Annotated in this window: 32 protein-coding genes and 1 tRNA gene; all 33 read right to left on the bottom strand. The window is 61.9% G+C overall.

Annotated features, from left to right (window positions below; genetic code table 11):
- Window positions 1–270 precede the first annotated feature (270 nt).
- Complete coding sequence (locus AQ611_RS05025; protein ID WP_069233886.1) at window positions 271–2,601, bottom strand: phage nozzle protein; 2,331 nt, start codon at window positions 2,599–2,601, stop codon at window positions 271–273.
- Window positions 2,601–3,146, bottom strand: a complete 546-nt coding sequence (locus tag AQ611_RS05020; RefSeq protein WP_069233885.1) for a hypothetical protein — start codon at window positions 3,144–3,146, stop codon at window positions 2,601–2,603. The genes AQ611_RS05025 and AQ611_RS05020 overlap by 1 nt, the downstream gene beginning before the upstream one ends.
- 91 nt (window positions 3,147–3,237) lie before the next feature.
- Window positions 3,238–4,227, bottom strand: a complete 990-nt coding sequence (locus AQ611_RS05015) for a major capsid protein (protein WP_069233884.1) — start codon at window positions 4,225–4,227, stop codon at window positions 3,238–3,240.
- A gap of 62 nt (window positions 4,228–4,289) precedes the next feature.
- Window positions 4,290–4,376: transfer RNA gene (locus AQ611_RS05010), tRNA-Tyr, on the bottom strand.
- A gap of 9 nt (window positions 4,377–4,385) precedes the next feature.
- Window positions 4,386–5,189: a capsid assembly protein gene (locus tag AQ611_RS05005; RefSeq protein ID WP_102720175.1), complete on the bottom strand. Its 804-nt coding sequence runs from the start codon at window positions 5,187–5,189 to the stop codon at window positions 4,386–4,388.
- Window positions 5,186–6,712 (bottom strand): portal protein, encoded by a 1,527-nt coding sequence (locus AQ611_RS05000; protein WP_083237237.1) that lies wholly within the window; start codon window positions 6,710–6,712, stop codon window positions 5,186–5,188. Before AQ611_RS05000 ends, AQ611_RS05005 begins: the two co-directional genes overlap by 4 nt.
- A 2-nt stretch (window positions 6,713–6,714) precedes the next feature.
- Entirely contained in the window at window positions 6,715–6,897 is a 183-nt protein-coding gene (locus tag AQ611_RS25365; protein ID WP_146011803.1) for a hypothetical protein, read from the bottom strand.
- Window positions 6,898–7,235: 338 nt separating this feature from the next.
- Complete coding sequence (locus tag AQ611_RS25360) at window positions 7,236–7,385, bottom strand: hypothetical protein (protein WP_156789210.1); 150 nt, start codon at window positions 7,383–7,385, stop codon at window positions 7,236–7,238.
- A 145-nt stretch (window positions 7,386–7,530) separates the two neighbouring features.
- Complete coding sequence (locus tag AQ611_RS04985) at window positions 7,531–8,073, bottom strand: hypothetical protein (RefSeq protein ID WP_069233879.1); 543 nt, start codon at window positions 8,071–8,073, stop codon at window positions 7,531–7,533.
- On the bottom strand, window positions 8,073–8,357 hold the full coding sequence (locus AQ611_RS04980; protein WP_083237236.1) for a DUF3310 domain-containing protein: 285 nt from the start codon (window positions 8,355–8,357) through the stop codon (window positions 8,073–8,075). The genes AQ611_RS04985 and AQ611_RS04980 overlap by 1 nt, the downstream gene beginning before the upstream one ends.
- Window positions 8,335–9,135 (bottom strand): hypothetical protein, encoded by an 801-nt coding sequence (locus AQ611_RS04975; protein ID WP_083237235.1) that lies wholly within the window; start codon window positions 9,133–9,135, stop codon window positions 8,335–8,337. Before AQ611_RS04975 ends, AQ611_RS04980 begins: the two co-directional genes overlap by 23 nt.
- Window positions 9,126–9,428, bottom strand: coding sequence for a hypothetical protein (locus AQ611_RS04970; protein ID WP_069233877.1), 303 nt, complete (start codon window positions 9,426–9,428; stop codon window positions 9,126–9,128). Before AQ611_RS04970 ends, AQ611_RS04975 begins: the two co-directional genes overlap by 10 nt.
- Entirely contained in the window at window positions 9,428–9,994 is a 567-nt protein-coding gene (locus AQ611_RS04965; protein WP_069233876.1) for a hypothetical protein, read from the bottom strand. The genes AQ611_RS04970 and AQ611_RS04965 overlap by 1 nt, the downstream gene beginning before the upstream one ends.
- Window positions 9,994–11,847, bottom strand: coding sequence for a DNA polymerase (locus AQ611_RS04960; protein ID WP_069233875.1), 1,854 nt, complete (start codon window positions 11,845–11,847; stop codon window positions 9,994–9,996). The genes AQ611_RS04965 and AQ611_RS04960 overlap by 1 nt, the downstream gene beginning before the upstream one ends.
- The gene (locus tag AQ611_RS04955) at window positions 11,847–12,035 is read right to left on the bottom strand and encodes a hypothetical protein (RefSeq protein ID WP_069233874.1); all 189 of its coding nucleotides are present in this window, start codon (window positions 12,033–12,035) and stop codon (window positions 11,847–11,849) included. The genes AQ611_RS04960 and AQ611_RS04955 overlap by 1 nt, the downstream gene beginning before the upstream one ends.
- 312 nt (window positions 12,036–12,347) lie before the next feature.
- Window positions 12,348–14,015 carry a DnaB-like helicase C-terminal domain-containing protein gene (locus AQ611_RS04950; protein WP_069233873.1) on the bottom strand — a complete coding sequence of 556 codons (1,668 nt, stop codon included), beginning with the start codon at window positions 14,013–14,015 and terminating at the stop codon, window positions 12,348–12,350.
- Window positions 14,015–14,245 carry a hypothetical protein gene (locus AQ611_RS26050; protein WP_069233872.1) on the bottom strand — a complete coding sequence of 77 codons (231 nt, stop codon included), beginning with the start codon at window positions 14,243–14,245 and terminating at the stop codon, window positions 14,015–14,017. Before AQ611_RS26050 ends, AQ611_RS04950 begins: the two co-directional genes overlap by 1 nt.
- Complete coding sequence (locus AQ611_RS25355; protein WP_156789209.1) at window positions 14,242–14,415, bottom strand: hypothetical protein; 174 nt, start codon at window positions 14,413–14,415, stop codon at window positions 14,242–14,244. The genes AQ611_RS26050 and AQ611_RS25355 overlap by 4 nt, the downstream gene beginning before the upstream one ends.
- Window positions 14,412–14,573, bottom strand: coding sequence for a hypothetical protein (locus AQ611_RS25350; protein ID WP_156789208.1), 162 nt, complete (start codon window positions 14,571–14,573; stop codon window positions 14,412–14,414). Before AQ611_RS25350 ends, AQ611_RS25355 begins: the two co-directional genes overlap by 4 nt.
- Entirely contained in the window at window positions 14,573–14,833 is a 261-nt protein-coding gene (locus AQ611_RS04940) for a hypothetical protein (RefSeq protein WP_069233871.1), read from the bottom strand. Before AQ611_RS04940 ends, AQ611_RS25350 begins: the two co-directional genes overlap by 1 nt.
- Window positions 14,830–15,015, bottom strand: coding sequence for a hypothetical protein (locus AQ611_RS04935; RefSeq protein WP_102720174.1), 186 nt, complete (start codon window positions 15,013–15,015; stop codon window positions 14,830–14,832). The genes AQ611_RS04940 and AQ611_RS04935 overlap by 4 nt, the downstream gene beginning before the upstream one ends.
- Complete coding sequence (locus AQ611_RS04930; RefSeq protein WP_180978160.1) at window positions 15,015–15,221, bottom strand: helix-turn-helix domain-containing protein; 207 nt, start codon at window positions 15,219–15,221, stop codon at window positions 15,015–15,017. The genes AQ611_RS04935 and AQ611_RS04930 overlap by 1 nt, the downstream gene beginning before the upstream one ends.
- A gap of 72 nt (window positions 15,222–15,293) precedes the next feature.
- Window positions 15,294–15,515, bottom strand: coding sequence for a hypothetical protein (locus tag AQ611_RS04925; protein ID WP_069233868.1), 222 nt, complete (start codon window positions 15,513–15,515; stop codon window positions 15,294–15,296).
- Window positions 15,512–15,898, bottom strand: a complete 387-nt coding sequence (locus AQ611_RS04920) for a RusA family crossover junction endodeoxyribonuclease (RefSeq protein ID WP_197517126.1) — start codon at window positions 15,896–15,898, stop codon at window positions 15,512–15,514. Before AQ611_RS04920 ends, AQ611_RS04925 begins: the two co-directional genes overlap by 4 nt.
- Window positions 15,879–16,484, bottom strand: a complete 606-nt coding sequence (locus tag AQ611_RS04915) for an ssDNA-binding protein (protein ID WP_069233866.1) — start codon at window positions 16,482–16,484, stop codon at window positions 15,879–15,881. The genes AQ611_RS04920 and AQ611_RS04915 overlap by 20 nt, the downstream gene beginning before the upstream one ends.
- A gap of 79 nt (window positions 16,485–16,563) precedes the next feature.
- Window positions 16,564–17,244: a hypothetical protein gene (locus AQ611_RS04910; protein ID WP_069233865.1), complete on the bottom strand. Its 681-nt coding sequence runs from the start codon at window positions 17,242–17,244 to the stop codon at window positions 16,564–16,566.
- Window positions 17,245–17,290: 46 nt separating this feature from the next.
- Window positions 17,291–18,988, bottom strand: a complete 1,698-nt coding sequence (locus AQ611_RS04905) for a DNA-directed RNA polymerase (RefSeq protein WP_069233864.1) — start codon at window positions 18,986–18,988, stop codon at window positions 17,291–17,293.
- Window positions 18,989–19,039: 51 nt separating this feature from the next.
- Entirely contained in the window at window positions 19,040–19,267 is a 228-nt protein-coding gene (locus AQ611_RS04900) for a hypothetical protein (protein WP_069233863.1), read from the bottom strand.
- A complete protein-coding gene (locus AQ611_RS25345) occupies window positions 19,264–19,428 on the bottom strand; it encodes a hypothetical protein (RefSeq protein WP_156789207.1) in 165 nt (54 codons plus the stop codon). The genes AQ611_RS04900 and AQ611_RS25345 overlap by 4 nt, the downstream gene beginning before the upstream one ends.
- A gap of 79 nt (window positions 19,429–19,507) precedes the next feature.
- Window positions 19,508–20,380, bottom strand: coding sequence for a hypothetical protein (locus tag AQ611_RS04895; RefSeq protein WP_069233862.1), 873 nt, complete (start codon window positions 20,378–20,380; stop codon window positions 19,508–19,510).
- Between the two features lie 150 nt (window positions 20,381–20,530).
- Window positions 20,531–20,932 (bottom strand): hypothetical protein, encoded by a 402-nt coding sequence (locus AQ611_RS04890; RefSeq protein ID WP_069233861.1) that lies wholly within the window; start codon window positions 20,930–20,932, stop codon window positions 20,531–20,533.
- 357 nt (window positions 20,933–21,289) lie between these two features.
- The gene (locus tag AQ611_RS04880) at window positions 21,290–21,988 is read right to left on the bottom strand and encodes a GNAT family N-acetyltransferase (RefSeq protein ID WP_069233859.1); all 699 of its coding nucleotides are present in this window, start codon (window positions 21,986–21,988) and stop codon (window positions 21,290–21,292) included.
- An 11-nt stretch (window positions 21,989–21,999) separates the two neighbouring features.
- The gene (locus tag AQ611_RS04875) at window positions 22,000–23,322 is read right to left on the bottom strand and encodes an aminotransferase class I/II-fold pyridoxal phosphate-dependent enzyme (protein WP_069233858.1); all 1,323 of its coding nucleotides are present in this window, start codon (window positions 23,320–23,322) and stop codon (window positions 22,000–22,002) included.
- Window positions 23,323–23,331: the final 9 nt, after the last annotated feature.

Here is a 23,331-nt window from a genome sequence, read left to right as displayed (position 1 = left end):
GGAACGGGAGCGCAACCGCGTTAATCGAAGGCGTCCCGAGCATCCAGATAAGGCCGACCCCATCGGAGGGGCCAGGACTCGTCCCCCACGTCCCCGCGACCACGCCCGCATCCGTGAGAATCGCTTCGCAGCGGTCGCAGTCGAGCCACAATCTGAGGATGTGCTCGTAGGGGTCCGAGTCGCCAATGGACAGGTGAAGCTCCGCGCGGTCGCACGCACGGAGATTCGCCGCGAGCGTTGCGAGATGGTGAGTCTTTGCGGGGGTGAGGATCATGCGTTAGCGAACAGATTCGAGTAACGAGCCGCCAAGGTGTACCCAGTGACCACCATCGGAGCCGTGGAGTCCGTGGTAACCGTGAGGGTCGCCTTGTTTCCTTGGCTGTTGAAAGGAATCGCGTAGGTCTTGTCCTCCCCGCCATTCGCAACAAGCACATCGCCTACGATTCGCGGTGTGAGCTGGACAATCATGTCTACGCGGTCAGGCCGCGAGAGAGTTGCAGTGAAGTCACCGGAGCGCAGGCAGTCCAGGAGGACCTTGTGGACTTGGAAGCGCCCCATCGGAGTCGTGGACTGACCGACACTCGGATAGAAAGGCGAGAAGCGGAACGACCGCGCGAACCGCAAGCCGATGTAGCTCTGACCAGCGCGTGTCGTCTCGGGAAAGTGTCCAATCCACTGCTTACCGTCCCAGACCTTCGTGATCGGGTGTTCTGCAAACCATCCGCCAGAGTCCGGCGTACATACAACGAGGCCGTCGTGTTGGTAGTAGCCGTCCGGGAGGGCCACCTCGCTCCGGCTACGCGCCTCATTCCAGGTAACCTGAATCGGCTGCCGCATGTCGAGCCGCAAGTCGATGTTGGGGTTCTCGCCCAGGTTCGCGTCGACCGGCATGGACAGCAGCGATAGATAACCGATGCTGGTCTGCGCGAGGACGTACAACGCGCCCTCGTCTACCCAGTGATGCCAGATGGAAGTGACGTGCGCGAAGTTCAGCTTGCACCACGCATTCTGCGCACGCTCCTGACCCTTCCAATAAGAAGTTTGCACATACAGCGTGGCCGGGTCCAAGTGCGTCCAGAGGAATGCACGTCCGGACTGCGCCGACCCCACGATGCGTCGGATGCTGCCAGGGCAGTAGCGCGGAATATGCTTGCTCAGGTCCTCCGCGTAGTTGTTCTGGACGGCCTGCTCGTACTGGTATTCCCAAAGGACGGAGTGTCCTTCTTGTGAACCGGTGTAAAGCAGCACTGTTCCAACAACTTCCGGTGGGCATGCGTCGTCCACGTTGTATCGCGTCGCAACGCCAAGAGCCGCCGTGTCGGGCTTGACCGGCTGCGAGCCATCCAACGCGCATTGCGCCCCTCGCATGAAAACCATGAGGTCGTCGCGGAACCCTACGAGGTGGTTGACGTTGCCGAGGTCTGCTTCCGCCTGAACCTTTACCGGGTCGGATGCCACGACCTCACACGCACTGCTCTGCCAAAAGTTGAACAGGTCGTCCGGCTGAGAGCCGACGACCCACGAGGAAGACGAGAACCACAGCCGTCCTTTCCACAGGGCCATGTCCGTAATGGACGCATCCTTGAACGGTGCGGGTGCATTGCTGTCGTCGTCTCCCGCTTTACGCGGCACCCAGTCGATGGGCTGAATCTCGAATGAGTTCGGGCCAGTCTGGTGAATCCGCATGGGCATCGTGGACTTATCCCAGTTGCCCGACGTGGCGAAATTGTCCAGCCATGACGTTTCCTTGTATGAGTTCGTCGCACGGTCGTAAGTGACCCAATAGGACGACTTCGCGTCACCGTTGCCAAGATCGACGAGGATCGGCTCGCCGTGGAACATTTGGGCCGGGAGATCATTGATTGCGCTGACGCGTCCCTTGATGAGGACGAACGCCGTCTCGTCCCAGTCGTTGCCGCCGTTGAGTGTCGCGATAATGTTCTCGGGACCCTCGATCTTGATGACGTTGGCTACACGCCAGAACGTCAGACCGGGCATGCGAGCGATGCACTGCTCCATGAGCTTCTGCGCGACCCACTCGCGGGACTGCGTAGCGGATCGTCCGTCGTACAACTGCACGGCGCTGCCTACGTCGGAATTCAGGTAGAACGACTGGTAGTTCGCTGGTAACTTGCGAATCACAGCATAAGCGCGCGTCTTCGTTATGCCGACGGATGGCGCTGCGAACTTCGTGGTGACGCTCGGATTGAGCACGAGCGTCGTGTCGGCCAGCGTAAGGAACTTCAATTCCGACGCCGAGTTGATGTAGTTCTGCGCGAACGGCCCGACAGTGACCGCCGCCGCAGCTCCATTGTCGAGGCTGCGAATCTCAGGATAACCCTGGTCAGCGCGACGGATGAACAGCCAGCGCTGACCATCAGTCGTTCGGAACATATACGTTCCGTTGGACTTGTACGGTGCCGCCGCGATGTTTGCGATACAGGTGGTGCCCACGCGATCAGCGAGGCCACCGATCTCGACTGAAGGTAGAAAGTTGATGATCTCGTCCATCTGGGACGGAGACCGGAGGAGCGGAGCTTGACGGCTCACGCCCGCATGCAACGACCCGATGCGGGGTTGCAGCAGGCCGTCAATCGGCATTAGTTGATTGTTCCGTTGTTGAAGGTTCGGCGGCGGAGCCAGGACAGTTCGGCAGTTTCCAGGAGGTTGTAATCCTCCGTGTCGGCCTCAGCATCCTCCGCGATGGACGCGGCGACAGCCTCGTCTTCCTTCAGGAAGGTGTCTGCGGTCTGTGAGCCGACGTAGAACTTCTGGTAGCGCCGGGCGGCTTTGGTCACTATCTCCAGTTGCAGCGAGAACGGAATGTCCTCAAAGCGGAGGCCGAGGGTGACCTCGACCTCTACTGGGGCAGTGAATACGTCCGTGGCATTCGCACGGTCATAAAGTCGGCCCGCCCGGAACGTCACGTCGAGATACGGGTCCACCGGGTCCACCTTGAGGACCTCCGGAGGAACCTCAATGTGGCCGTCTGCGTCGGGGACCAGCGTGCGAGTCTCCGTGTTGCACTTGTAATCCTTGAGCAATACCTCCGGGGTGACTTGATCGAGGATGTCAGAACAGTTGGCGTAGTCGCCAGCGCCCGCGACCTCTACCAGGATCACGGACTCACCTACCGCCGTCAGCATGCGATTGACAGCTTGGAGTCGGGTAAGAGCCATTGCGAAAGAATCAAAAAAAATGGGGACCACTAGAAAATTCCAGTGATCCCCCAAGGGGTTATGCCGTGGCGAATTCCACCGCACACTCGGCGCGGAGCGTGCCGTGGCCCACGGCCTGCTTTGACACGATGAAGTCTTCCTGACGACGAACGTCTCGCGTGGTTTCCGTCGAGATGCCCATGAGTGTCAGTACGGCTACCGCTTCCGGCTGCCACATGAGCGCCGAGGTCTTCGAGAAATCCGCGCGGTACTTCGAGAACACCTTCGTGTTCGCCGTATCGTCTCTTTGCGGGATCAGATTCGAGTCGAAGATCAGGACACCCTCGAAGCGGATAGCCTCGGTCGGGACGGCACCGGTGCCGGCCGTCGCCAGTTGGATCATCGAGTTCAGGTTGACGTACTGACCCGCCGAGTTCTTCGCGTACTTGATCGCGTCGAACACTTCCGGCGTGACGACCATGTACCACGGCATGCCCTTCGGCAGGTTCTTCTTTTGCTTCAGGAGCTTCGCCTTGCGGATCGCGTCCATCCAGGCGTTGCCGTCCAGCTTGTCGCCCGACGCCGCGAGCGACGCGTCGATCACGCGGTCGCCGCCCGGAAACTCGCCCACTGCGGCGGTACGCGCAGCGAGCGCGATCTGGCGGAAGTTGTTCTGGTCGTACATGCGAGCCAGCGCCTGCCCCATATCGGTCGTCATCGGACCACGCACGTCGAAGTGCGACATCGCAACGTCGAAGTCCCACAGGGCGTGGTGAGCGACCAGCGGGCCGTCGATGGTGACTTCCACTTCACCCGTCGCGAACGGGTTCCCGAGCATCTCCTGACCGCGCTGGAGGTACTCCGCCGTCGAGGTGCCGGTACGCGGGAACTGATACGACTTGCCCGACGTGATGTTCTTCTCACGCGTCTTGCCCTTCGTGAGCGTCGCGGCCGTGAATGCGGTGAGGACTTCACCCGAGAACATCTTCAGAAACAGCGAGCGCTCGTCATTGGCCGATTGGCCTTGACCGAACGCAACCGGATTGCCCGGATTATTCGAGAACGACATTGATTGTCTTTGAGATAGAGGAGGTTTGCCGTCCCGCGAACGGGGACGGCGGAGGGAGGAAGTGGTGGATCGTCTAGGATTCGAACCTAGCTGCCCCGAGGGGCGACGGATTTACAGTCCGTTGCAGTCACCAATGCTGCTCACGATCCGGTGATCGATTAGAAGCGGGAGTGCCGGAGCTTCTCTGCGACCTCGCGGCGGTACGCTTCGGAGGTCTGGTAACGCGGGTCGGACATCGCGGCCATCATTTCGCTTTGGTCGCGGAACGCAACCGCCGCAGGCGTGGTGCGACCGCTAACGTTCACGAGGCTCGGGTCGGCCGACGCCTGCATCTTCTGCTTCAGGATGCCGATAGCCGACGCCGCGTCCGGGCCGTTCAGGAGGTTCTCGTAGAACACCTTCTGGTCCTGGGACAGATTCTTTTGGCCCCACGCGATAACCGCGTTGAACTCGTCGCGGCCACCAGCAGCCTCGAACAGCTTCGTCTCGGCCTCGCGCACCAGTGCCGCTTGGCCTGCGCGGAACTGCGCCTGCATCTGGAGCACTTGCTCGTTGGAGACGCCCAGAGCCTTCGCCATGCCGTCGATGAGCACCTCGCTCGGTTTCTCGGAATTGAACTCCGAGACCAACGAGCCGTCATCGAACGCCTTGGCGAAGTCGTAGGCGGCGGGAGCATCGCCCTCGCCGTCCTTCTTCTCCGTTGCGTTCTCCGTTCCTTCCGGCTTCGTCTCGCCCGCCGGCGCGTCCGTCAGCTTCGGCGTCGGCGCGTTCAGGTCCACGTTTGCCGTGGTTGCGGGATTCGCATCGTCGGTCTTCGGGGCAGGCTCCGATGGCGTGACGCCGTTCGACGCGTCCGCTGCTGCGATCATGGCCGCGCGATATTCCGGAGAGTCCGGGACGAGCGCGGGAGTTTCAGGGGTCCCCGGCGTCGCCGGGGTATTCGGGTTGATGATGTCGGTCATTGGGCCGGTGCAAGGGTGTTAGCCGCAATCTGCCCCGCCACAGGACCGGCAGCGGCGCGTGCCATATCGGCCTGCATCGCTTGCTCCTGAGCGGCAGCTTGTTCCTTCGCGACTTCATCCGCAGTCTTGATGGACTGCGGGAAGCCGAGCGCGGCGGCGGCAGGCGTGAGGATCGTGTCGAACTTCACGTAGCCAGCGGCCGTCTGCTGGAACGCTTGCGGCGTTTCGTTGAGGAGGGAGAGGAACGACTGAACCTTCTTTAGCTTGGCGTCCTTGCCGAGAGCTGCGAGACCGGTGGTCACGGTGATCTGGGTCTGGTCCTTGCCGATGGAGGGCAGCTCGTCCTTCGATTGCATCTGGGCGACCAGCTTCTTCAGTCGCCAGCCGACCATCTCGGGGCCGAGGTACGAATAGACGCCACCCAAGGACTGCTCAATCTCGGTAACGAGCATCTGGAGTTCGTAGGCGGTCACCCGCTCGGCGTCTCGGCGCAGGTCATTCGTGAGCAGGAAAGCGACGGAAAGGTCGCGCTTGAGGTCCTGCTTCTCGATGTTGAGCGCCTGCATCGCCGCCGTGTTGTTGAACTGGAATGGCTGGACATCGCCTTGCGCACCACCACGTGCGGAGATCACCGAGCCGTTACGAGCCTCCGTGATTCGCTTCCGCAGGTTTCCGCCTGCCGCGTTCGGCGCGACGAAGATCAGGTTCCGTGCGGCGATTGCACCGCACTCCAGGAGCTGCTGCGAGGTCTTGTCGAGTGCGATGAGGTCCGAGTAGTTCTGCTCGACGTGCGAGCGACCATAGGACTCACCGGGGACCAGTTCCCACGCCAGCGCATTCGCGGGCATCAGCCCGTTATGCTCTTTGTACGGGGTCACCGATACGTCATCGAGGTCCTGCTGGACCGCGTAGACATCCTCGGACACATACACGAAGCGCGTGTACAACGAAACGTCTTCGTGCTCCTTCTTCGAGGTAAGCTTGCGCAACTCCGGTGTCAGCTCGCGTACCTTCAGGCGCTCGGCCGTAACGATCTCCATCGTGCGGCCATTGAAGTCGCGGACGCAGACGTACTGCGAAAGCGAGAACAGCTTGAGGCGTCCGTCCGGCTGGATGTACTCGCAGACGTTTCCCGCGACCACGAGGTGTAGGAGCGACAGGTACGTTTGGCGTCGCCAATTAAGCGCCTCGATCTTCGCATTGATGAGCTGCTCGCACTGCGCGAGGCCCTTGATGATCTCGGGCGGAGGCGATAGGATGCCCTCGCGCAGCAACACCTTGGTCGAGACCTCGATGTTGAACGCCGAATCGCCGGGAGGCATGAACGCCATCATGAGCTTCGAAGCAACGTTGGTCGCACCTCGGTGCCCGAAGGACGTGTATGCCTGCGGGAGAACTTGTTGCGGGGTCTGCCCTTGCGGAGGGCAAACTGAAGGCACCGTGAGCGCAGCGCACGCTTGAGCGCGTCGCCAGTGAGCATCACGGTCCGGGACCAGTTCTTGATACCGGTCCTGGAGCTTCATCGTCAAAGATTGACGCCCACCCCTTGCGTGGGGTTCTGCGACGGGCCAGCCGTCAGATAACGGCGCAGGTTCGTCTTGTTCTTCGCCGCCGTCACCGGGCTATCCTCGACCGGCTGAATCAGTCGGGCGGCCGGGGCGTCCGGTTGCGGCGGGTCAGGAGTCTTGGGGAGGTCGGGTTTGCTCATAGAGGCACAGGTGGTATTTCGTCCCCTCCCTGGAGAAGCCAAGCCGCTCCAGGTAAGGGGTGTGTTGGGGAAGCGGGCTGGCCGTCAGGACGACGTACCCGACAGTCCGGGCGCCGTCGCTGAGAGAGCGCAGGACGCGGGGGCGAACCCATAGTCCGCGAGCGTCACGGGCGGCGCATAGGTGAAGCGCTGCGCGTCCGTCGCCCAATCGCTCCAGCCAAACCGCAGCCTTAATGCCATCACTGCTACGGAGAGTCCATAGATCGCAGCGGCGCAGTAGACGGAGAGGCCAATCCGCATGAAACGGATAGCCGCAACGGCCCAAGAAGGCGTGAAGTTCACGAAAAGCCCGCTTCCGCTGCCGCCGCGTCTGCGCCCCGTTGGGCCTCGTCCACGTCATCCGCCAACTGGAAGATGGCTTGAATGGCATCGTGGGCACCGACGAGTTCATGGGCGGCCTGGTAATCGCGTGCATGCACGAGGTCCACCAAGCTGCTCAGGGGGTATTGGGAGAGGAGCCAATCGCCTACGGTACGGAGATCCGTCGAGCTAGGGCAATCGGCCGGGATATTTTCCTCGTCCCCTTCTCTTAGAGGTCTAAGAGAATATAGGGACCCTCTACCATGTGCGGAGTTATTCCGCGCTCCCTGAATTGCCCGCCCGGAGGCGCTCGTACCAGTCCTGCAAAGCCTCAAGCTGCGCAGAATTCTTGCGGCAAATTGCGTAATTTTCTTCGTCATTCCGCATCAGGTCCGCGAGGGTGTAAGAGGCTTCAGCGGGAGCGGTCGTCGCGCCAGCTCCGGGGGCATCGCGGGCAGGTCCCGGACGACCGCTGACGGCTGCGTCGTGCAGGCGGGTAAGCTGCTGAGACAGGCCGACACTATCGGCGCGAGCAGCAGCAAGCGCAGTCTCCAACTGAGACGTGCGAGCTTTGTGCGCATCGGTTTCTTCCTTGAGCTTGGCGCGGAGGTCGGCCTCCGCTTTGTCTGAGATGAGCTGGTCCGTCTTGCGGGCGAACGCGAGTTCCGAGGCATGCTTCTGTTGCTCGGTTCTCTGTCCGTCCGCGTAGCCAGCGCTATAGACGTGGGCGCGATAGGACAGCGCGGCGACGACCAGGCCGGCCGCTAGGAGAACCCCGGCGACGGCCTTGGTCGCCCACGAGGACAGCGGCAACATCAGACCGTCTGCGCTTCCCGCTTGGCGATCTCGCACTCGATGTACCACTTCGCCTTCTTCAGGTCCTCGATAGCATCGTTCTTGAGGTCGCAGCGCCAGATGTACTTCAGGGCGTTGCCTAAGTTGAAGCCCATGTGCTGCGTGATCTGGATGCACTCGATGCCACTCGGATGCGACGTGTAGTGTTTCGGATGATTCACCACGTCCTCCTGCGCCGCAGAGGCACCGGTGAGCGTGTGCAGGGTCAGCGGAACGTAGCCGCTACTTTGCGAGGACTTTTGCATTGAACGAGATGTCGTTGAGGCCGGGCAACGCGTATCGCACGTCGCCCGAGTCCGGGTTGTAGTCGGATGGTCGAAGGATGCGGGCGAGCGCCGCCATGCACCGAAAGTCTTGGCGGTTCTGGGTGACGGCCTTGTACTTGCCCTTCTTCTGTTCGAGGTAGCGGAGCAAGGCGTTGTGCGCCATCTCCGGGAGGTTGCGGCAACCTTCGAGCACGGCCTCGGCACCGGCAGGGCCGCAGCCGATACAGCCGCCGAAGCCGTCCGTGGAGTCGCCCATGAGCGTCTGGTACATCCACTGCCAGTCAGCGCGGGTCTCGGTGATCGTGACGAGCTTTTGCTTGCCAGTGATATACAGGCGGCCCGGAACGGTCTTCATGTCCTTGTCGTTCGAGCAAATGACCGTGTTCTCGCCCGAGAGCACGCCCATCACGTCGTCGGCCTCCAGGCCCGGATACCACTGGATGCGTTCGTTGGCGAACACCCAGTCTTCCAGCGGCTTGTACTGCTCGGGTTTCTCGCCGCGAGCACCCTTGTACTGCACGTAGATGCCGCGCCGGAACAGGCAGCGCTCGCGGGGGCTGAGACACACGATGTACTCGTCGGTGTCCACGGCGTCGCACCATGTGCGGACGATCTCGTGGAACTTGACCTTCGCTTCCTTAAAGGTCGGGGGTCGGTCGATGACCGTCTCGGCCTCCCAGTCGGTCTCCTCGACCTTGACGACAGTGGCCTTGTAGATGGCCTCGTCGCCGTCGATAAGGGCGATGGTCAAATCCAATCACCCTTCGAGTGATAGACGGTCTTCGTGATCTCCTGCGGCTCGACCTCGGCCAGCATCGGCACGGTGTAGTCGTAGTCCGACCAGTAGCTGCCGCTACGAGACTCCGCAACGGTAACGAACCTGCCCGATGGTTTGTGGCGGTACACGGTCGTGCGGGACTGATACTTGTGATCCGCCTCCCACGGCTCGGCCGCGATCTTCTCGAACTCGTCCAGGTCGTCGAGCACGTCGATGGGGTCGTCCGTGGACGTAAGCGCGTCCTTGAACTTCTTCAGGTCGAACTCAGTCATCACACAGCCCTCGCTTCGAGGCCCGCGCAGTTGCGGAAAAACCACGTTGGATACTTCTCCTTCAAGCGTTTCAGGCGCTTGGCAGACGAGTCGATACGCCATGACGCCTTGTCGTTGTCACCCATGTAGGTGATGTGGAGAAGTTCTTGGTCATGGAGGAACGCCGGGGTCATCAGGACGCCGCTCGGGAGCACGGCGATCTGCGACAGACCGAAGTCGAAGTCGAACAGGTTCTCGATGGGGTCCGTGATCTCGAAGTTCTCCAGGGAAATCACGTTGAGACGCGGGATGCCGTTGGGCATCTCGATCTCGTACTCGAATTGTGCGTCGCCCGACGGGTCCTGCGGCCCCGCGTAGTGAAACTTCCCACCTACCGCGCGGGCCAACGATGTCAGCACGTCGGCATCTCCGCCGCAGTAGTGTCCGATACGCGACGTCATCACATCGATATCCTTTACCGGCTTATCGAAGTAGACATCACGTGGGGCACCACCAGAGATCACTGCGTCCGGGAGAACGTTGCGAATCTCGGTGATGAGGTTTTGAAGGTCACGGATTGTTAGCATCAATGTGTCTCGTGCCAGTTGTTTCCGATGTCGAAAGCACCATCGAGACGGCAGCGGAAATTCCAGTGCTCGCCTGCTTTGGTGATCGCGTTCTTGAAAGTCGTGCCGATGAGTTCCGCGTACTGCGGCAGGCACTCTTGCTGTACTTCGTCGTGGACGTTCGCCAGGAATCCGAAGTCCCGGCCATGAACCAGGCCATGTACCTCGGTAATCTCATGCCAGTAGATCGCGAGGGCCTTCTTCATGATGATTGCGCCCGTCCCTTGGAGAAGGGTGTTCAGCGCGGCATGGGCGTGCCTCACGCGGATGCGGCGACCGTCGATGCCCTTGAGCCAACCGCGCGACTTCGCAGCCTTCTCGATGTCAGCGATCAGCTTGCGGAACCCAGTGATACCATCGAGCAGCTTCGCCTTGACCACCTTGCCGATGGCCTTAGCAGGCTTCAGCTTGCCGTTGACGTGACACCAGGACGGCCATTCCGAAACGGGCTTGCCGCTAGTCCGCCAGTCCGCGATCCAGATGTTGCCGGCCTTCTCGTCGCCTGCGCCGTACAGAGCGCCGTACAGCAGGGTCTTTGCACCGTCTCGCGAGAACAGGTCGGTGTTTTGCCGGTTCATCGAGTGCGCGTCGGTGCCGAGCGCCTTGTCACCGTCGAGCAGCGCCCGTGTGAGCGCTCCGCCGTCGTAGCGAGCCAGATAGTGTGCGAGGACACGGAGTTCCAAGCCCTCGGCGTCGCACCCGACCATCTTCCACATCTCGCGTGGAACCCAGATGTGGCGCATCTCCTTGTCGATGCTCGCGGAGTTCGGGCGCGAGTGCGTCATCCGGCCAGTCACTGCGCCGTTGGAATTGACGTACCCGTGGACACGGTGATTCTCGTCGGCGTGGTGAATCCATCCGCCGCCCGTGCCGTTCTTCTTCGGCGGAGCCGCGAGCTGAGTCCACTGCTTATCGACGCGGGCGAAGTGGAGGAGCGGCTGAACCTCCGGGAAGTCCAGTTTCTTCAGGACCGCTTCAGTGATGTTGGGGTTGCCCTTCTCCGTGAGCGGCGCTCGCCAGTCGTACTTCTTCTTCAGGCGGTTGGCGACGTGATACTCGGAGCCAGGATTGAACTCCTGGAGCACGATCTTCGTGTACGGCGCACCGGCGGTGTACTCGAATCCGTTGCGCTTCTGCGACCGCTTCGGCGTCGCGACGCCCGCGCTGACGTAGATCGGCGGAAACACGCGCTGCATCTCGGCCAAGTAGCCGTCCCGGCGTTCCCATAGTTCCGCCGCGAGCGTCATGGCTTCGCGCATATTCAACGGGAAACCGTTCTCCATCTGGAGATCGATGAGGTACGCAACGGTGTGTTCGAGGTCACAGGACTCGCCCCAGGTTCGGACACGTTGGAGCTTCTCGTATAGGGCCTTCGTGACTACGATGTCCTGGGCGTTGTAGGCCCGCATCTCCTCGGAGTAGCGATCCCACTCGTCGTGCGTCCCCTTCAGGATGCCCATCTCGATCCCGTAGGATTCGAGGCGATGGCCGCCGAGACGCTCGGGTTCCGCAAGGCGGCCCATCACGAGCGTGTCGAGAATCGACGTGTACGGGATGTCCAGGCCCGTGCATTTCAGCAATGCCTTTCGGTCGAAGTTGATGCCGTTGTGGGCCACGGTCAGCCCGCCCGCTTCGACGTGTTTGCGCAGGCGTTCTGCGCCTTCCGAGAGCGGCGGGTAGTTCGGATCGTGGTCGGTGTACGTGGTGACTTCATCGGTGCCGACCTCCCCGATAGCCATCACCCAGATTCGGGTCAGCTCATTGAGGAGACCGTCCGTCTCTAAGTCCCAGGCCAGCAGGGAGGTTGGCTTCATCACGCCCCCTGCTCGGGAGCGACGTACACGATGATCTCCACCATCACCGGCGTCCGCTTCTCCGCATACGCGACCGCGTAGGCGCGTTCCGCTGCGGACTTCATCGCCTTAACGAACGGCTGAGTGTCGGTCACGGTCGCGTGGCGATGGATTTGAAACTGCTTGTCAACGAGAACTTCTTCGGTCATGTCTTCCGGTCAGCGATGTGTTGGTAAAAGGAGCAGATGCGCTCCAGTTCTTCGAGGGAGGCGTCCTTCTTGACCTCGTTCGCCCGCCAGCTCACGACCACGACGTTCCCTGGGACGTAGCCCTTGGAGGAATCAATGCGGTCGAGAGAGGGGGAATTGGGACCAGCGCGTCCCGAGGAGGTCTTCAGTCGCACACCTAGGACGGGGCAATGCGACGGCACAGCAATGTCAGAGAGGGTTAGCGTGTGGCGAAGGCCGTCACGCTTGGCGCGGTACTTGGAGTTTCGGAGCAGCGTTCGTGCGACGGAGAGTTCAGAACTCCCCTTCGGCTTCCGCTGACTCATCAACTTCCAGTTGATCGCGCGGTACGGGCCGGAGCCGTCCCGTCTTCCGCTCATACTTCAGGCGATCCGCAAGACCGGTACGTCCGGTGTAGCGGCACTTCAGGAGACGCAGGTCCGAATAGTCGGACTCGCCGTCCTCTGCCTGCTGGTTGCGCTCCTTGGCGACCACAACGTCGCTGAGCTGCTTGAGGGCACCGGAGCCGCGCAGGTCATCGAGCGAGATTTGCCCGCCCTCTTCGAACGATCTCCCCTGGCCGCCTGTCTTGCGAAGATGCGAGATCGCGATGATTGAAACGTCGAGTCGCTCGCAGAGAGAACGCAGGTTCGTCATGAGCTTGTCGATGGCTCGACGCTCGCCCTCTTCCATGTCCAAGCCGGACACAGCGATCGAGAGGTGATCTACGAAGATCAGCTTGCACCCCTGCGCCGCGAGGTACGTGAGCTTGCCGATCAAGTTGTCGCCATCTACGGAGCCGAAGTGGTCATACGCGAGATAGCGACCGTGAGCGATGAGTTTTTTGTGGCTCTTAGCCCACTGCTCGGGCGCAAGCATCTTTGGGTCGTCGCGAAGCTCCGATGCCGGGACGTTGTTGTCCAACGCAATCAGGTGCTTCGCCGTGTCTTTGACCGACTCCTCCAAAAACACCATCCCGACCTTCATACCGTCAAGCAGCGCTTTGTACGCCCACTCGCGAGCGTCGGTGGATTTGCCTACGCCTGAACCGGCGGTGAGAAGCCAGAGTTGGCGCGGACGAATGCCCTTCGTAAGTGCGTTGAGCGCGGGGTACGGGGTCAACCAACCGGGAGGCTCAGGCTCCAGGAGCACCTCCAGGGTCAGCTCGTCCTTACCTACGATCCCGTCCGGGCGATAGTCCTTCGCTTCCCAGGTCGCGTTCACGACAGCCGTGGGGCCGTGCTCGCGCAATAGGTCGTTCGCATCCTTCAGGTCGAACGGCGTCGTCACGAACTTCACGCGCCCCGGAGGCAGGATCGTCGCGCATGCCTCAACCGCCGCGCGTCCCGGCTCGTCGTTGTCGAACCAGAGAACGATCTCTTCGAAACCCGAAAGCCAATCTAGCTGTGCAGCGAGCGACTTGGCCGCGCCTTGCGCCCCGTTGGGGACAGAGACCACCGGCCACTTCAGCGACAACGCCTGCGCCACGGAAAGGCAGTCGATCTCGCCTTCCGTAACGATGACACGCTTGCCCTTCGAGCGGAACAGGTGCTGCCCGAACAGGCCCGCGTGCTTCAGCTTGCCGAGAACCGTGAAGTCCTTGTCGGCGTTGCGTAGCTTCTGCGCTACCGGGCTTCCAGCGGAATCGCAGTACGTCGCGATCTGGACAGGGACCCCGTCGCGGTCTTCACCAACGAAGTAGCCGTAGCGTCGGCAGGTTTCTTCTGCGATGCCGCGCTTTCCGAGGGCGCGATACTCACCGCGCAAAAGACCGGTTTCACGTAGGTCGGACTGTTCGTCCGTTCGATGTACCGATCTAGCGCCTCCCGGTTGAACAGTGTGTCCGCAGCTAAAGCAATGGGTGTGTCCATCGTCATACTCCGCGTTGGCGTCGGATGATCCGCAGTTGTCGCACGGACCCTTCGACACGAGGTTGGATTCGGATTCGTGCGTGTGGGGCATCAGAGTTTCGGCTCGTGGGTGATCGTCCGCTCGTAGACGAATCGCGTCTCCACGATCCGGTACTTCGAGAAATCTTCGTGCGTCACATGGCCCGCCGCCTTCAGTCGGTCGTGATACGCCTGGAGGCTGCGCAAGATACGTGTGCATGCCCCTTTGCTGCGGTACGGGCCACGGAACGTCAGGCCGTTAGGCGACTCGACGTGGAATCGCGACAGATACATGACGCTCATCGCGCACTTCCCTTGCGCTTCGGACGCGCGTTGACGACGTTGAGGAGTTCGCTATGCGTGACCACGCGGCGCTCGCCGCGACCGCGCAGGAACCACTGGTCAGTGCCAGTCTTCGCGGCGAAGTAGCCACGGAATTTCAGGGTGACAGTCGGTTGTTGTGCTTTCTTCATTCGTCAGCTTTCGGGTATGCGGTGAAGATGGGATAGGAGCGGGCGAACTCGACCTCACACTCCTCGTAGATTCGGGCGGCCAAGGCGTAGTCGCCGGCCTCCAGTGCTTGATCCAGCGAGCATCCCGGCTGGACCAGGACATCGCGGTAGCGGCGCATTACTGGCCTTGTTTGCGCAGGCGTTCGCGGCGGGCACGCTTGCCCGAGGCGTGGTCCATCATTTCGGAGTGGACCTTGCGGACTGTATGGACGAAGCCGCCTTCGAAGCAGCGGCGCAGGTCTTCCATGATCTCGCTCAAAGCGCGAACGCAACCCGTGACCACGTGGCAGGTGACAGCGAACGGCAGTGCCACCAACAGGCCAGCCGTCTGCGCGGCCGCGATGTAGCGGTCCTTCGGTTTTCCGTAGGGTCGATTCATTGCGGGTTGATCCAGATGATGTTCTTGGCGTCGTGGAGCGGGTCGTCTTCGGGCCATTCGAATCCCGAGCAGGCGTGAGTTACGCAGCCGATGTTGTCGTTCTTGAGATCGAATACGCATCCGGCGCACGACGATTCGTCGCCGTTGCTTACCGCGCGATACGTGTGGTGTTCAAGCCGCATCACTTCTCCAGGCTGTAGCGGACGTACTGCTGGCCCGTGCAATCGCGGCGACGAACCTTGTTGATCCGATAGCCGGCGTCCTGGATTTCGGTGATTCGGCGCGACAGCGAACGCACGCGATGGACGGCATTTGCTTCGACGTTCGTGATGCTGCCCACCGACTGGAGGTGACGGAGGACGATCTGCGCTTGCGGGGTGAGTTTCATGGTCTGCGTGTCTTTCATGGTGGGTGGAGTGAGAGACGACGGCTTCGGTGTCCGGTGCCGTCGAGACCGGTATTACTGCTGCGGTGCCTGGGACGCGGCCGGGCCTGCGACGACATCCTTCAGCGCTGCTGCGACTTGTCGTGCCTGACGCGTCGCCGCGCGATGTGCGTTGGCCTGCGTCACCTTTGCTGCGGCAGCAGCGAGTGCGGCCTCGCACTTCTTCTGCTCCTTCTCGGCGGCAGCTTCGAGGGCGGCGGCGAACTTGACGAGGAGCTTGAGGAGGAACTGGATCATGTGAGTTCTCGGATAAAGATGCGGATGTGTGGGTCTTCGCCCTGCTCGGGGAAGCGCTTGCGGACTGCGAGCTGCATGATCTGGCGGTCGTCTTCCCACCAGCCCTCATCGGTGAGGGTGTCCATCACGCCTTTCGCGAGGTTGTCCACGTCTCCCATCGGCGTCGTGTACTTCGACTTCGCGATGGGCTTACAGATGAACTCCAAGGTCAGTTCGAGTTCGCCAGTGAATTGCAAGTCCAGCTTGGGAAGCGCCGCCGCGATGGCCTTCTGATAGACCTTGTACGCAGCGGGCATATAGGTGCTGCCGAACTTCGTCACGCGTGGGCGCGGAGCCGGTACAGGCACCACGTCCACGCGTACATTAGAAGTCTTTGTCGTCACCCGCAGCACTCGAATCGTCCGACTCGTCTTCGTTCAGCGACGGCGTACCTTCATCGTTCTCGTAGTCTTCCGACTCGTCTTCGAAGCCGAGGTCCGACTGAGCGCGGCGCTCCAAGAGCTTGACGCCGTTCAGATACAGCGTGACGCCCTTGTTGCTGCCGGTGTCGTACTCGGCAGCGGCAACCGACAGGCGGCCGAAGTCGCCGCTCTTTGCGGTCTCCTTCAGGCTCGTCTTACCGTCTGCCGCCTTCTGCTCGGGCTTCTGCTTGGACTTGGCCGTGATGACCCAGAAGCCGCGCAGCCGCTCCTTCTTGTCGTTACCTTCCTCGGCGGCCTCGTCCGCCAGCGCCGAACCGTCCTTCGCAGGCTTCGCGTCGTTCTTGCCGCGTGCGGCCTTGTGGAGGTCGTTCAGCTTCTTGGCGAACTCGTCGTTCTCCTTGACGCCTTGCTCCAGCAAGATCGCGCACTTGTACTTGCCCTTCCCGTATTCCGAGTTGTCCGGCTTGTCGAGCCACGCGTACTGGAAGACGCCCTTCGGCGTCACGAACTTTCCGACGATCTTGGACTTCTTCTTTGCTTCTGCCATGTGTGTGCTAGGTATAGATGTGAAAAAGCCCGCTTGCGCGGGCCAGGAGGGTTGTCAGGGTCATCACCCTGTGCGGGGTTTATTGCGGTTCGCGGATCGTCGTCTCGCCCACCTTCGTCGCGTTCGAGATGCCCCGGATGTTCGGAATCACTTCGCCGTCGCGGATCACGAACAACGAGCCGTTGTAGGCGTGGCGGTAGATAAAGACCTTGCGCTCCACCAGCTTCGGCGGGAGCTTGCCTGCGACCAGGTTGCGTTCCGGGCGGAACTTGTGCGTGCCGTCGAGGTTGTAGCGGGGCGTCACGCGCTCCTTGCCGTTCTCGTCGCGCAGCGTCACGTTGAGGCGGTTGTGGCCCCGCTCGAATGCCACGCCCACCACGACCTCACGTGTATGTGGCGTATGGAACGCTGTACCTGCGATGAAGCGTTCGAGGAACGGCATCACGGGGGCGGCCACGGCCGCAACGTTCACCGTAGCTGCGGTCAGCTTGCCTTTGAGTTGATCGGCCAGGCTCGGAGCCATGGACTCCACGTAGATGAACGCATCACTGGCGTCGTTGGAGCCGTCCGGGTTGAAGTAGCCGTAGTGGCGTCCGTTGTCGTCGTAGTACACGCTAGATGTCTTACCGGAGCCGAGTGGCACGATATGGGTCACGCGGTGATTCTTTGCGCCGTCCTTAATACGCAAAACCGTGCCCGCTTCGAGCGCGGCCTTCATCTGGTGGAAGTCGGTGTATGCGAGTTTCTTGAAGGTCTGCATTGCGTCGTCCAGGTGATTTGTTCAGTTATAAGTAACTCGCTTTACTTCACGAGAAGAAAAACTCGGATTCCAGGACGCGCTGTACGTCCAGGTTGCCGAGTGGTGGAATTTCAGGGATGTCCGGGCACCCCGAGTGCTTGATGACGGACTGTCGCCATTGCTCCAGGGTATCGCCGCTGTACAGCGCAACAAACTGCTGCTTGGTGACTTCGAGAAGAAGGTCGCTGTTCTGGGCGTGACAGCCGAAGGAGTCGTGAACGAACGCGAGATCGCGGACGTCTCGGTGCTTCATCTCGACGCACACGAGGGCAAGGTGGGCCGCGTCGAACGAATGGACGACATTCGGAGCCGCGCCGAGCTTCTGCTTGCCCGGCTTGAAGCCCGCTGCGGGTTCTTCGAAGCGCACGGTGACATCGCCGTGAAGTGTGCGAATACGCTTCTCGGCAGTCTTGTAGTACGCCTGCTTTCCCGTGAACCCGCTCGGCGTGTCCCAGACCAAAGGAAGTCCGCGCTCCTCCAGGAACACGGCTACCGAGCGGAAATAGTCCATCGCGCGGCGCGGAGCCTCAATGGATTCGTCCAGCGCACCGACGATCTTCTGCGTCAGGTACTCGGCGGCGGCGTACCGCTCCTTCCCGTTCTCGATGTGGTCCGCGAAGCCGTCCTGGACCAACTGGGTCAGGATGCCGCGCTCGGACACGCCGTAGGGGGTCGTCATAACGGCCCGCTTCACGGTCTTACGCTCCACCTTACCGATCCAGAGGGACGCCATAGCCATCGTGGCGCTATTCACCACGTCGCGCTGCACTTCAGCGGCCACTACCTCACACACGGCCTTGTAGATGTCCTCGCGCTTGCCCGTGGGGAGCACGTTGACGCGCACAGCTGACTTCTCGTCCTTCATGAGAGCCGCGAGATGCTGGATACCGGAGCACGTCGCGTCGTAGCGGCAGACCATGCGGGACTCGAAGCCCTCACACGTCCCGTTCGCCAGCATGAAGTCAGCGACTCGCTTTACTTCCAGGCACGCCGCGAGGAACTCCCACGGGGAGTCGCAGGTGCTCCAGAACTCGAACGCCTTGTGGTCGTCCAGCGGGTCCGTGGCAACGGCCAGGATGCCCTCCAGGTGATCCATCGTCCACTGCGCCCGCTCCTCAATAGGCAGCTTGTCCTGGCCGAAGTAGTTCGCGGTGTTCACGCGAATCCAGTACCAGCCCCGGTCAGTCAGCGCGACCGGCTCGGAGAACTCCAGGAGGCCCTTGACCAGAGAATCGCCCTGCGTGTGAAGGTCCTGCGGACGCGGATAGAAGCGCCCACGGAAGTCGGCGTAGTGCGGGAACCAGAGCGCGGGAAAGTCCGCCAGCTCCTCGGCCATCTGAAGCATGCCCCACAGCTTCAGGCGCATTCCGGCGTTGCGGGCGTTCTCGGTGTGGATACGCTCGCGCTCGCGGATATGCGCCTTGAACTCGTCGGACTTCTTGTCCAGATAGGCGGGGTACTCCGGTAAGGCCAGCTCGTCGCTGCTCGGAAAGCCCGAGACCTCCAGCCCCTGCGCCTTGCACTGCAACGCGACGTTAAGTACGTCCCGATTGATGCGCCAGCGGGTCTTCTGGATATGGTTCAGGGCTTCCAGATGCGCCCCTTTCAGCGGGGCGTCCAGAGCAGCGGTGTGAGCGTTCGCGAACTCCGTGGACTTCACGGCGTCGGTCTTCAGAGTCAGGTAGCCGCCTTGCAGCTTCGTCATGGTTGCAGTCTCCAGTCAGCGTCTTCGGGGTGCCCGGATGGGCATGGAGTGTTACTCGTTGCGCCCTTCGGCGTCGAGCTGGTCGGCCAGCTTCTTGAACAGCTTCGCCGCGTGGCGCAGGTCAGCAGCGGTGAACCAGTGGCCGACGGTAGTCACCTGGATAGGCGCAAACGACGCTCCGTCGTCGTAGAGTTCGACGGGCGCTCCCGTCGCCTTCGTTACAAACGAAGCATTGCGGCTGGTTGCGAGGTCATTCAGGGCTTTCTGGATTCGGCTCATTTCGCTTCCTGGTCGAAGTGTTCGAGGACAGCTTCCGCGACGGCGAAAGCCAGCTTCTGCTCGTACTGGGGGTCCCCGACTCGCACGGGCACCGGAAGCTTCAGGTCGATGGTTTTGTCGCCCACGGTCAGCGTGGCGCGGCGATGGTCAGCGGTATTCATGTCAATAACTCACTTTACTTTTGGATGCACTAAGGCCATGGGAGCGTCATGTGACGCCCGTGATTATAAGTGACTCGCTTTATATTTGGGTGCAGTAATCCTGCGGCTCACAGATCATGGGGGCCAAGAACGGACGTTGCAGCTCACAGGTCTCCTGGAGGGATTCGGTGAGAGCCAGGGCGGTCTCGGTCATCCCGAAGACCAGCTTGGGCCACTTGCTGCCCTCCTCGCGCTGCTCCTTCACCTCGAACCAGCCGTTCGATTCGACCAGGAGCGCCATCACCGAATCCCCGATGTGGACTTTCTGCTCGTGAGTCCAGTCCAGCTTCACGAGCGTCTGGGTCTTCTTCGACCACTTGTCGAACACCCGTTTATCGACCTCGCCGTTGTTCCGGCGCAACATCAGTTTGAACATGTTGACGCCATCTAGGGCGTGCTCTTTGCGATACTTTTCCACCTCCTTTTCAGCCCGTGCCCACTCCTGGTACTCCAGCTCGTGGCGCAGGCGAGCGGCGCAAGCGACTCGCACGCTGGTCCAGCCGGCGCCTACCGGGTTCGCCAAGGCCGTGAGGACGGCACAAGCCGCAATGGTCTCCGCATCGAGCGCCCCGAACACCGCTTGGGCGTCCGCGATACGCTTCGTGCTCGGGTCTTCCAGCTTGGAGGCGTAGTCGGCCTGAGCCTTTTTTACTGCCTCCACCATCGGGCCAATCAGCTCCGATGCGATGCGCTGACCATGCTGGACTTCACCGAGGTCTCGGGAAGTCACCGTGCCGTCCTCTTTCTCGCGGACGAGGGTCCTGCGGTAGCGGTCGATGCCGCGCTGAACCTGGAAGTGCTCCCAAGCTCGCTGTGCGGCTGTGTCATGTGCCCCTACAGGAACCGGCTTTGCCGTGGGGGGAAACGTGGGGTATGTAACTGCCTGATCCGATTCGCGGTCAGATGCGGCCATCAGATTATCCTTATAAATCAAAGGTGTACATTCAATTCATCGTACTTTTAATCCGTTGGTCACTGGTTCGAATCCAGTACGGCCTACCAAGATGTACAAGGGTCTCCTATGGAGACCCTTTTTCATTTCCGTTCCGCGCCGTAAAACCCCTCAATTCACTTCGACGCGGCACGACACGATATCGAGCGCGTCGCTCCAATTCGCGACCGCCCGATGGGGAATGCCGGACGCCCGCGTTACGCCCCTGCCGCTCACGCGCGCGACCTCGCGCAACACATCGTCCGCCTCGACCGTGACGAGCACCTTGCAGCTACGGGCCAGCGCGTCCGCATGCTGTTTGAGCCAGATGCCTCGCCGCTTGCGATCCTCATGCGCCTCATCGCTTTGCGCGCCGACATAAATCACGGCGAACGGCTCGCCTCGCGCGATCAGCGCATTCATTTCCGCCACCCACTGAACCGCGTAACCCGGACGAATCGCCTCCGATTGCACCCGAACGACAGGAAACCATTCGACGTCATGCACGACGAACGTTGAAGCATCGAAAGTCATATCGTCTCTTAGAGAAAATCAAACGGCCGGGCCGGATGCGCATCGAGCGCGGGGGCGTGTCATGCAGCGCTGCAATGCACGGTGCCGCCTGTCCGGTTTCGAGCAGCGCACGTATCGCCGAGTTGCTCGGCACCGGTGCAAGCGATCCTCACGTTCGGCGCCACCGATTTTCGGCGACGGTTCGCCGGGCGGTTAAGCTGTCGCTCCAGCCGCGCGCAAGCGCTGCGATAGCGGACGCGCGCCGACGCTGCGCCGGCTTCAAGCGTCATCGATATTTTTCTCATGCGCAAACGCCCGCTGTCGGCAGCCGCAGCCATCCGGGCTAACGGCATAGCGGACAATCGCCGCGCGCGGCCATCATCGAGCATCGCCGCCGGCATCGAAGCGCATTCGAACCGATGCCAGTTCCTTCGGCAATCGCGCGGACCGCGCCCGCGTCCGGGGTATCGCGACGAAGCCAAGACGCTCGTAAAGCCCGCGAGCGCGAACATTATCGACCAGCACATCGAGCACTACGTCCCTGCCCGCTTCGGCGCCAAACAGACCCGCCGAGCGCGCATCGTCGAACAACGCGCTGAACGCGCCGCAGCCACGCCAGCGCTCGTCGGTCGCGCAATGCGCAATCAGGGTCTGCGTGCGCTTCGGCGCCGGCAACTCGCTTTCCAGCACGAGCCCGCGCAGCAGCATGCCAACCGTGCGCAGCGGGCCGAACCAACGCAGCAACATCCAAGCGACATGCAGATCGTCGAAACGGGTTTTGCGGCCGTCATGTGCGGCCAGCACCGCGCAGACGTCGCCGCTCTCCGTGACGGCGACGTAATGACGCCGCCACGAGAACCGTCCGTATTCCGACGCAAACGCAAATTTCAAAAACCCGATGCATCGCTCGGGCGATTCACCGAGAAAAAAGCTGAACTCCCGCACGCCTGACGCGAACACGAGCGGCGCGCATGCGCCCGCGTCGCCCGCAACGGCGGCGCGAAAAAGCCGCGCCGGCGATAGCCGGCCGGCCTGTCCGCTCGCCGCGGCACGCCCGCGCTCCAACGGTTTGGTCATCGCGCCGGCATTCAGCGCGCGAGCCGCACGAGCGCCGCGATCGTTCGATCGATCTGCTCGGGCTCGTGGGTCGAGCAAATGAAAAAGCGCAAGCGCGCGGTCCGCTCTTCGACGGCCGGATAGAAGATCGGCTGCACGTTGATTCCATCGTCGAACAGCGCATTCGCCCACTGCGCGGCCTTAATCGAGCTGCCGGTAATGACGGGCACGACCGCGTAGCCGACGCTCGTGCCGGTATTGAGCTTTGCCGCACGTGCCTGCGTGAGGAATTGCAGCCCGCGCTCGCGCAGCGTCGCGATGCGTTGCGGCTCGGCCTGCAGCTTGCCGAGCGCGGCGAGCGACGCGGCCGCGAGCGCGGGCGACAGGCCGACGCTGTAAAGAAAGCCCGGCGCGAGATGGCGCAGGATATCGACGAGCGGCTGGCAACCGGCGATAAAGCCGCCGCATCCGGCCAACACCTTGCTCAGCGTGCCCATCCACAGATCGACCTCGTCGGACGGCACGCCGCAATGTTCGCGTATGCCACGGCCAGTCGCGCCGAGCACGCCGAGCGAATGCGCTTCGTCGACCATCAGGAACGCGCCGTAACGCTTCTTGATCTCGACGAACCGCTCGAGGTCGGGCAAGTCGCCGTCCATGCTGTAGAGGCCTTCGATCGCGATGAGCACGTGCCGGTAATCTCGCCGCACGCGCGCGAGCAGCGCGTCGAGCGCGCGCCAATCGTTGTGAGCGAAGCTCAAACGCTTCGCGCCGCTCAACTGCGCGCCCTGCACGATGCTGTTGTGCGCGAGCGCATCGTGGATGACCAGATCGCCCGGCCCGAACAGCGAGCCGATCACGGTCACGTTCGTCGCGTGCCCGCTCACGAACACGACGCAGTCGTCGGTTTCGTAAAACGACGCAAGCGCCTGCTCCAGTTCGCGTTGCACCGGCCGCTCGCCCGCGACCATCCGGCTCGCCGATGCGGACGTGCCGTAGCGGTCGATCGCCTCCTTCGCGCGCGCCGACACCGCCGGATCGCCCGCGAGACCGAGATAATTGTAGTTCGCGAAATTCACGTATTCGCGACCGCCGATCTGCGTCGTCGCGCCAGCCACGCCGTCGTGCACGCGAAAGAACGGCGATGCCACACGCAGCTTCTCGCCCATCTCGCGAATCAGCTTCACCTGCTGATATTGCGGCATTGCCTCGAACCAGCTTCGCGGATCGCCCGTCGCATGCGCGGTGGACGTGGGCAAAGCGCGACGCGCGCCGCCATCGTCGGACACGCGATCCAGTTGCCGCTTCAGTGCTTTCGCCGCGAGCTGCTGGCGCAGGTGATCTCCCAATCCCATCTGAACCGT

The sequence above is a fragment of the Burkholderia singularis genome (assembly GCF_001718875.1).
Taxonomy (GTDB): Bacteria; Pseudomonadota; Gammaproteobacteria; order Burkholderiales; family Burkholderiaceae; genus Burkholderia; species Burkholderia singularis.
This window is presented reverse-complemented; position numbering and strand designations above follow the sequence as displayed.

What these genes read in the sequence shown, in the direction of transcription:
- AQ611_RS04905 (WP_069233864.1), bottom strand. Translation starts at nt 18,988, where the DNA reads ATGACGAAGCTGCAAGGCGGCTACCTGACTCTGAAGACCGACGCCGTG.
- AQ611_RS04895 (WP_069233862.1), bottom strand. Translation starts at nt 20,380, where the DNA reads ATGGCCGCATCTGACCGCGAATCGGATCAGGCAGTTACATACCCCACG.
- AQ611_RS04985 (WP_069233879.1), bottom strand. Translation starts at nt 8,073, where the DNA reads ATGTTGCCGCTGTCCTCGTGGGCGACCAAGGCCGTCGCCGGGGTTCTC.
- AQ611_RS04965 (WP_069233876.1), bottom strand. Translation starts at nt 9,994, where the DNA reads ATGCTAACAATCCGTGACCTTCAAAACCTCATCACCGAGATTCGCAAC.
- AQ611_RS04960 (WP_069233875.1), bottom strand. Translation starts at nt 11,847, where the DNA reads ATGAAGCCAACCTCCCTGCTGGCCTGGGACTTAGAGACGGACGGTCTC.
- AQ611_RS04950 (WP_069233873.1), bottom strand. Translation starts at nt 14,015, where the DNA reads ATGCCCCACACGCACGAATCCGAATCCAACCTCGTGTCGAAGGGTCCG.
- AQ611_RS04935 (WP_102720174.1), bottom strand. Translation starts at nt 15,015, where the DNA reads ATGCGGCTTGAACACCACACGTATCGCGCGGTAAGCAACGGCGACGAA.
- AQ611_RS04940 (WP_069233871.1), bottom strand. Translation starts at nt 14,833, where the DNA reads ATGAATCGACCCTACGGAAAACCGAAGGACCGCTACATCGCGGCCGCG.
- AQ611_RS04930 (WP_180978160.1), bottom strand. Translation starts at nt 15,221, where the DNA reads ATGAAACTCACCCCGCAAGCGCAGATCGTCCTCCGTCACCTCCAGTCG.
- AQ611_RS05020 (WP_069233885.1), bottom strand. Translation starts at nt 3,146, where the DNA reads ATGCTGACGGCGGTAGGTGAGTCCGTGATCCTGGTAGAGGTCGCGGGC.
- AQ611_RS05015 (WP_069233884.1), bottom strand. Translation starts at nt 4,227, where the DNA reads ATGTCGTTCTCGAATAATCCGGGCAATCCGGTTGCGTTCGGTCAAGGC.
- AQ611_RS04925 (WP_069233868.1), bottom strand. Translation starts at nt 15,515, where the DNA reads ATGATCCAGTTCCTCCTCAAGCTCCTCGTCAAGTTCGCCGCCGCCCTC.
- AQ611_RS25355 (WP_156789209.1), bottom strand. Translation starts at nt 14,415, where the DNA reads ATGAAGAAAGCACAACAACCGACTGTCACCCTGAAATTCCGTGGCTAC.
- AQ611_RS05000 (WP_083237237.1), bottom strand. Translation starts at nt 6,712, where the DNA reads ATGAAGCTCCAGGACCGGTATCAAGAACTGGTCCCGGACCGTGATGCT.
- AQ611_RS05005 (WP_102720175.1), bottom strand. Translation starts at nt 5,189, where the DNA reads ATGACCGACATCATCAACCCGAATACCCCGGCGACGCCGGGGACCCCT.
- AQ611_RS04955 (WP_069233874.1), bottom strand. Translation starts at nt 12,035, where the DNA reads ATGACCGAAGAAGTTCTCGTTGACAAGCAGTTTCAAATCCATCGCCAC.
- AQ611_RS04915 (WP_069233866.1), bottom strand. Translation starts at nt 16,484, where the DNA reads ATGGCAGAAGCAAAGAAGAAGTCCAAGATCGTCGGAAAGTTCGTGACG.
- AQ611_RS04880 (WP_069233859.1), bottom strand. Translation starts at nt 21,988, where the DNA reads ATGACCAAACCGTTGGAGCGCGGGCGTGCCGCGGCGAGCGGACAGGCC.
- AQ611_RS25350 (WP_156789208.1), bottom strand. Translation starts at nt 14,573, where the DNA reads ATGCGCCGCTACCGCGATGTCCTGGTCCAGCCGGGATGCTCGCTGGAT.
- AQ611_RS04875 (WP_069233858.1), bottom strand. Translation starts at nt 23,322, where the DNA reads ATGGGATTGGGAGATCACCTGCGCCAGCAGCTCGCGGCGAAAGCACTG.
- AQ611_RS04980 (WP_083237236.1), bottom strand. Translation starts at nt 8,357, where the DNA reads ATGCAAAAGTCCTCGCAAAGTAGCGGCTACGTTCCGCTGACCCTGCAC.
- AQ611_RS04900 (WP_069233863.1), bottom strand. Translation starts at nt 19,267, where the DNA reads ATGAGCCGAATCCAGAAAGCCCTGAATGACCTCGCAACCAGCCGCAAT.
- AQ611_RS04890 (WP_069233861.1), bottom strand. Translation starts at nt 20,932, where the DNA reads ATGACTTTCGATGCTTCAACGTTCGTCGTGCATGACGTCGAATGGTTT.
- AQ611_RS05025 (WP_069233886.1), bottom strand. Translation starts at nt 2,601, where the DNA reads ATGCCGATTGACGGCCTGCTGCAACCCCGCATCGGGTCGTTGCATGCG.
- AQ611_RS04910 (WP_069233865.1), bottom strand. Translation starts at nt 17,244, where the DNA reads ATGCAGACCTTCAAGAAACTCGCATACACCGACTTCCACCAGATGAAG.
- AQ611_RS04970 (WP_069233877.1), bottom strand. Translation starts at nt 9,428, where the DNA reads ATGACTGAGTTCGACCTGAAGAAGTTCAAGGACGCGCTTACGTCCACG.
- AQ611_RS26050 (WP_069233872.1), bottom strand. Translation starts at nt 14,245, where the DNA reads ATGAGCGTCATGTATCTGTCGCGATTCCACGTCGAGTCGCCTAACGGC.
- AQ611_RS25345 (WP_156789207.1), bottom strand. Translation starts at nt 19,428, where the DNA reads ATGAATACCGCTGACCATCGCCGCGCCACGCTGACCGTGGGCGACAAA.
- AQ611_RS25365 (WP_146011803.1), bottom strand. Translation starts at nt 6,897, where the DNA reads ATGAGCAAACCCGACCTCCCCAAGACTCCTGACCCGCCGCAACCGGAC.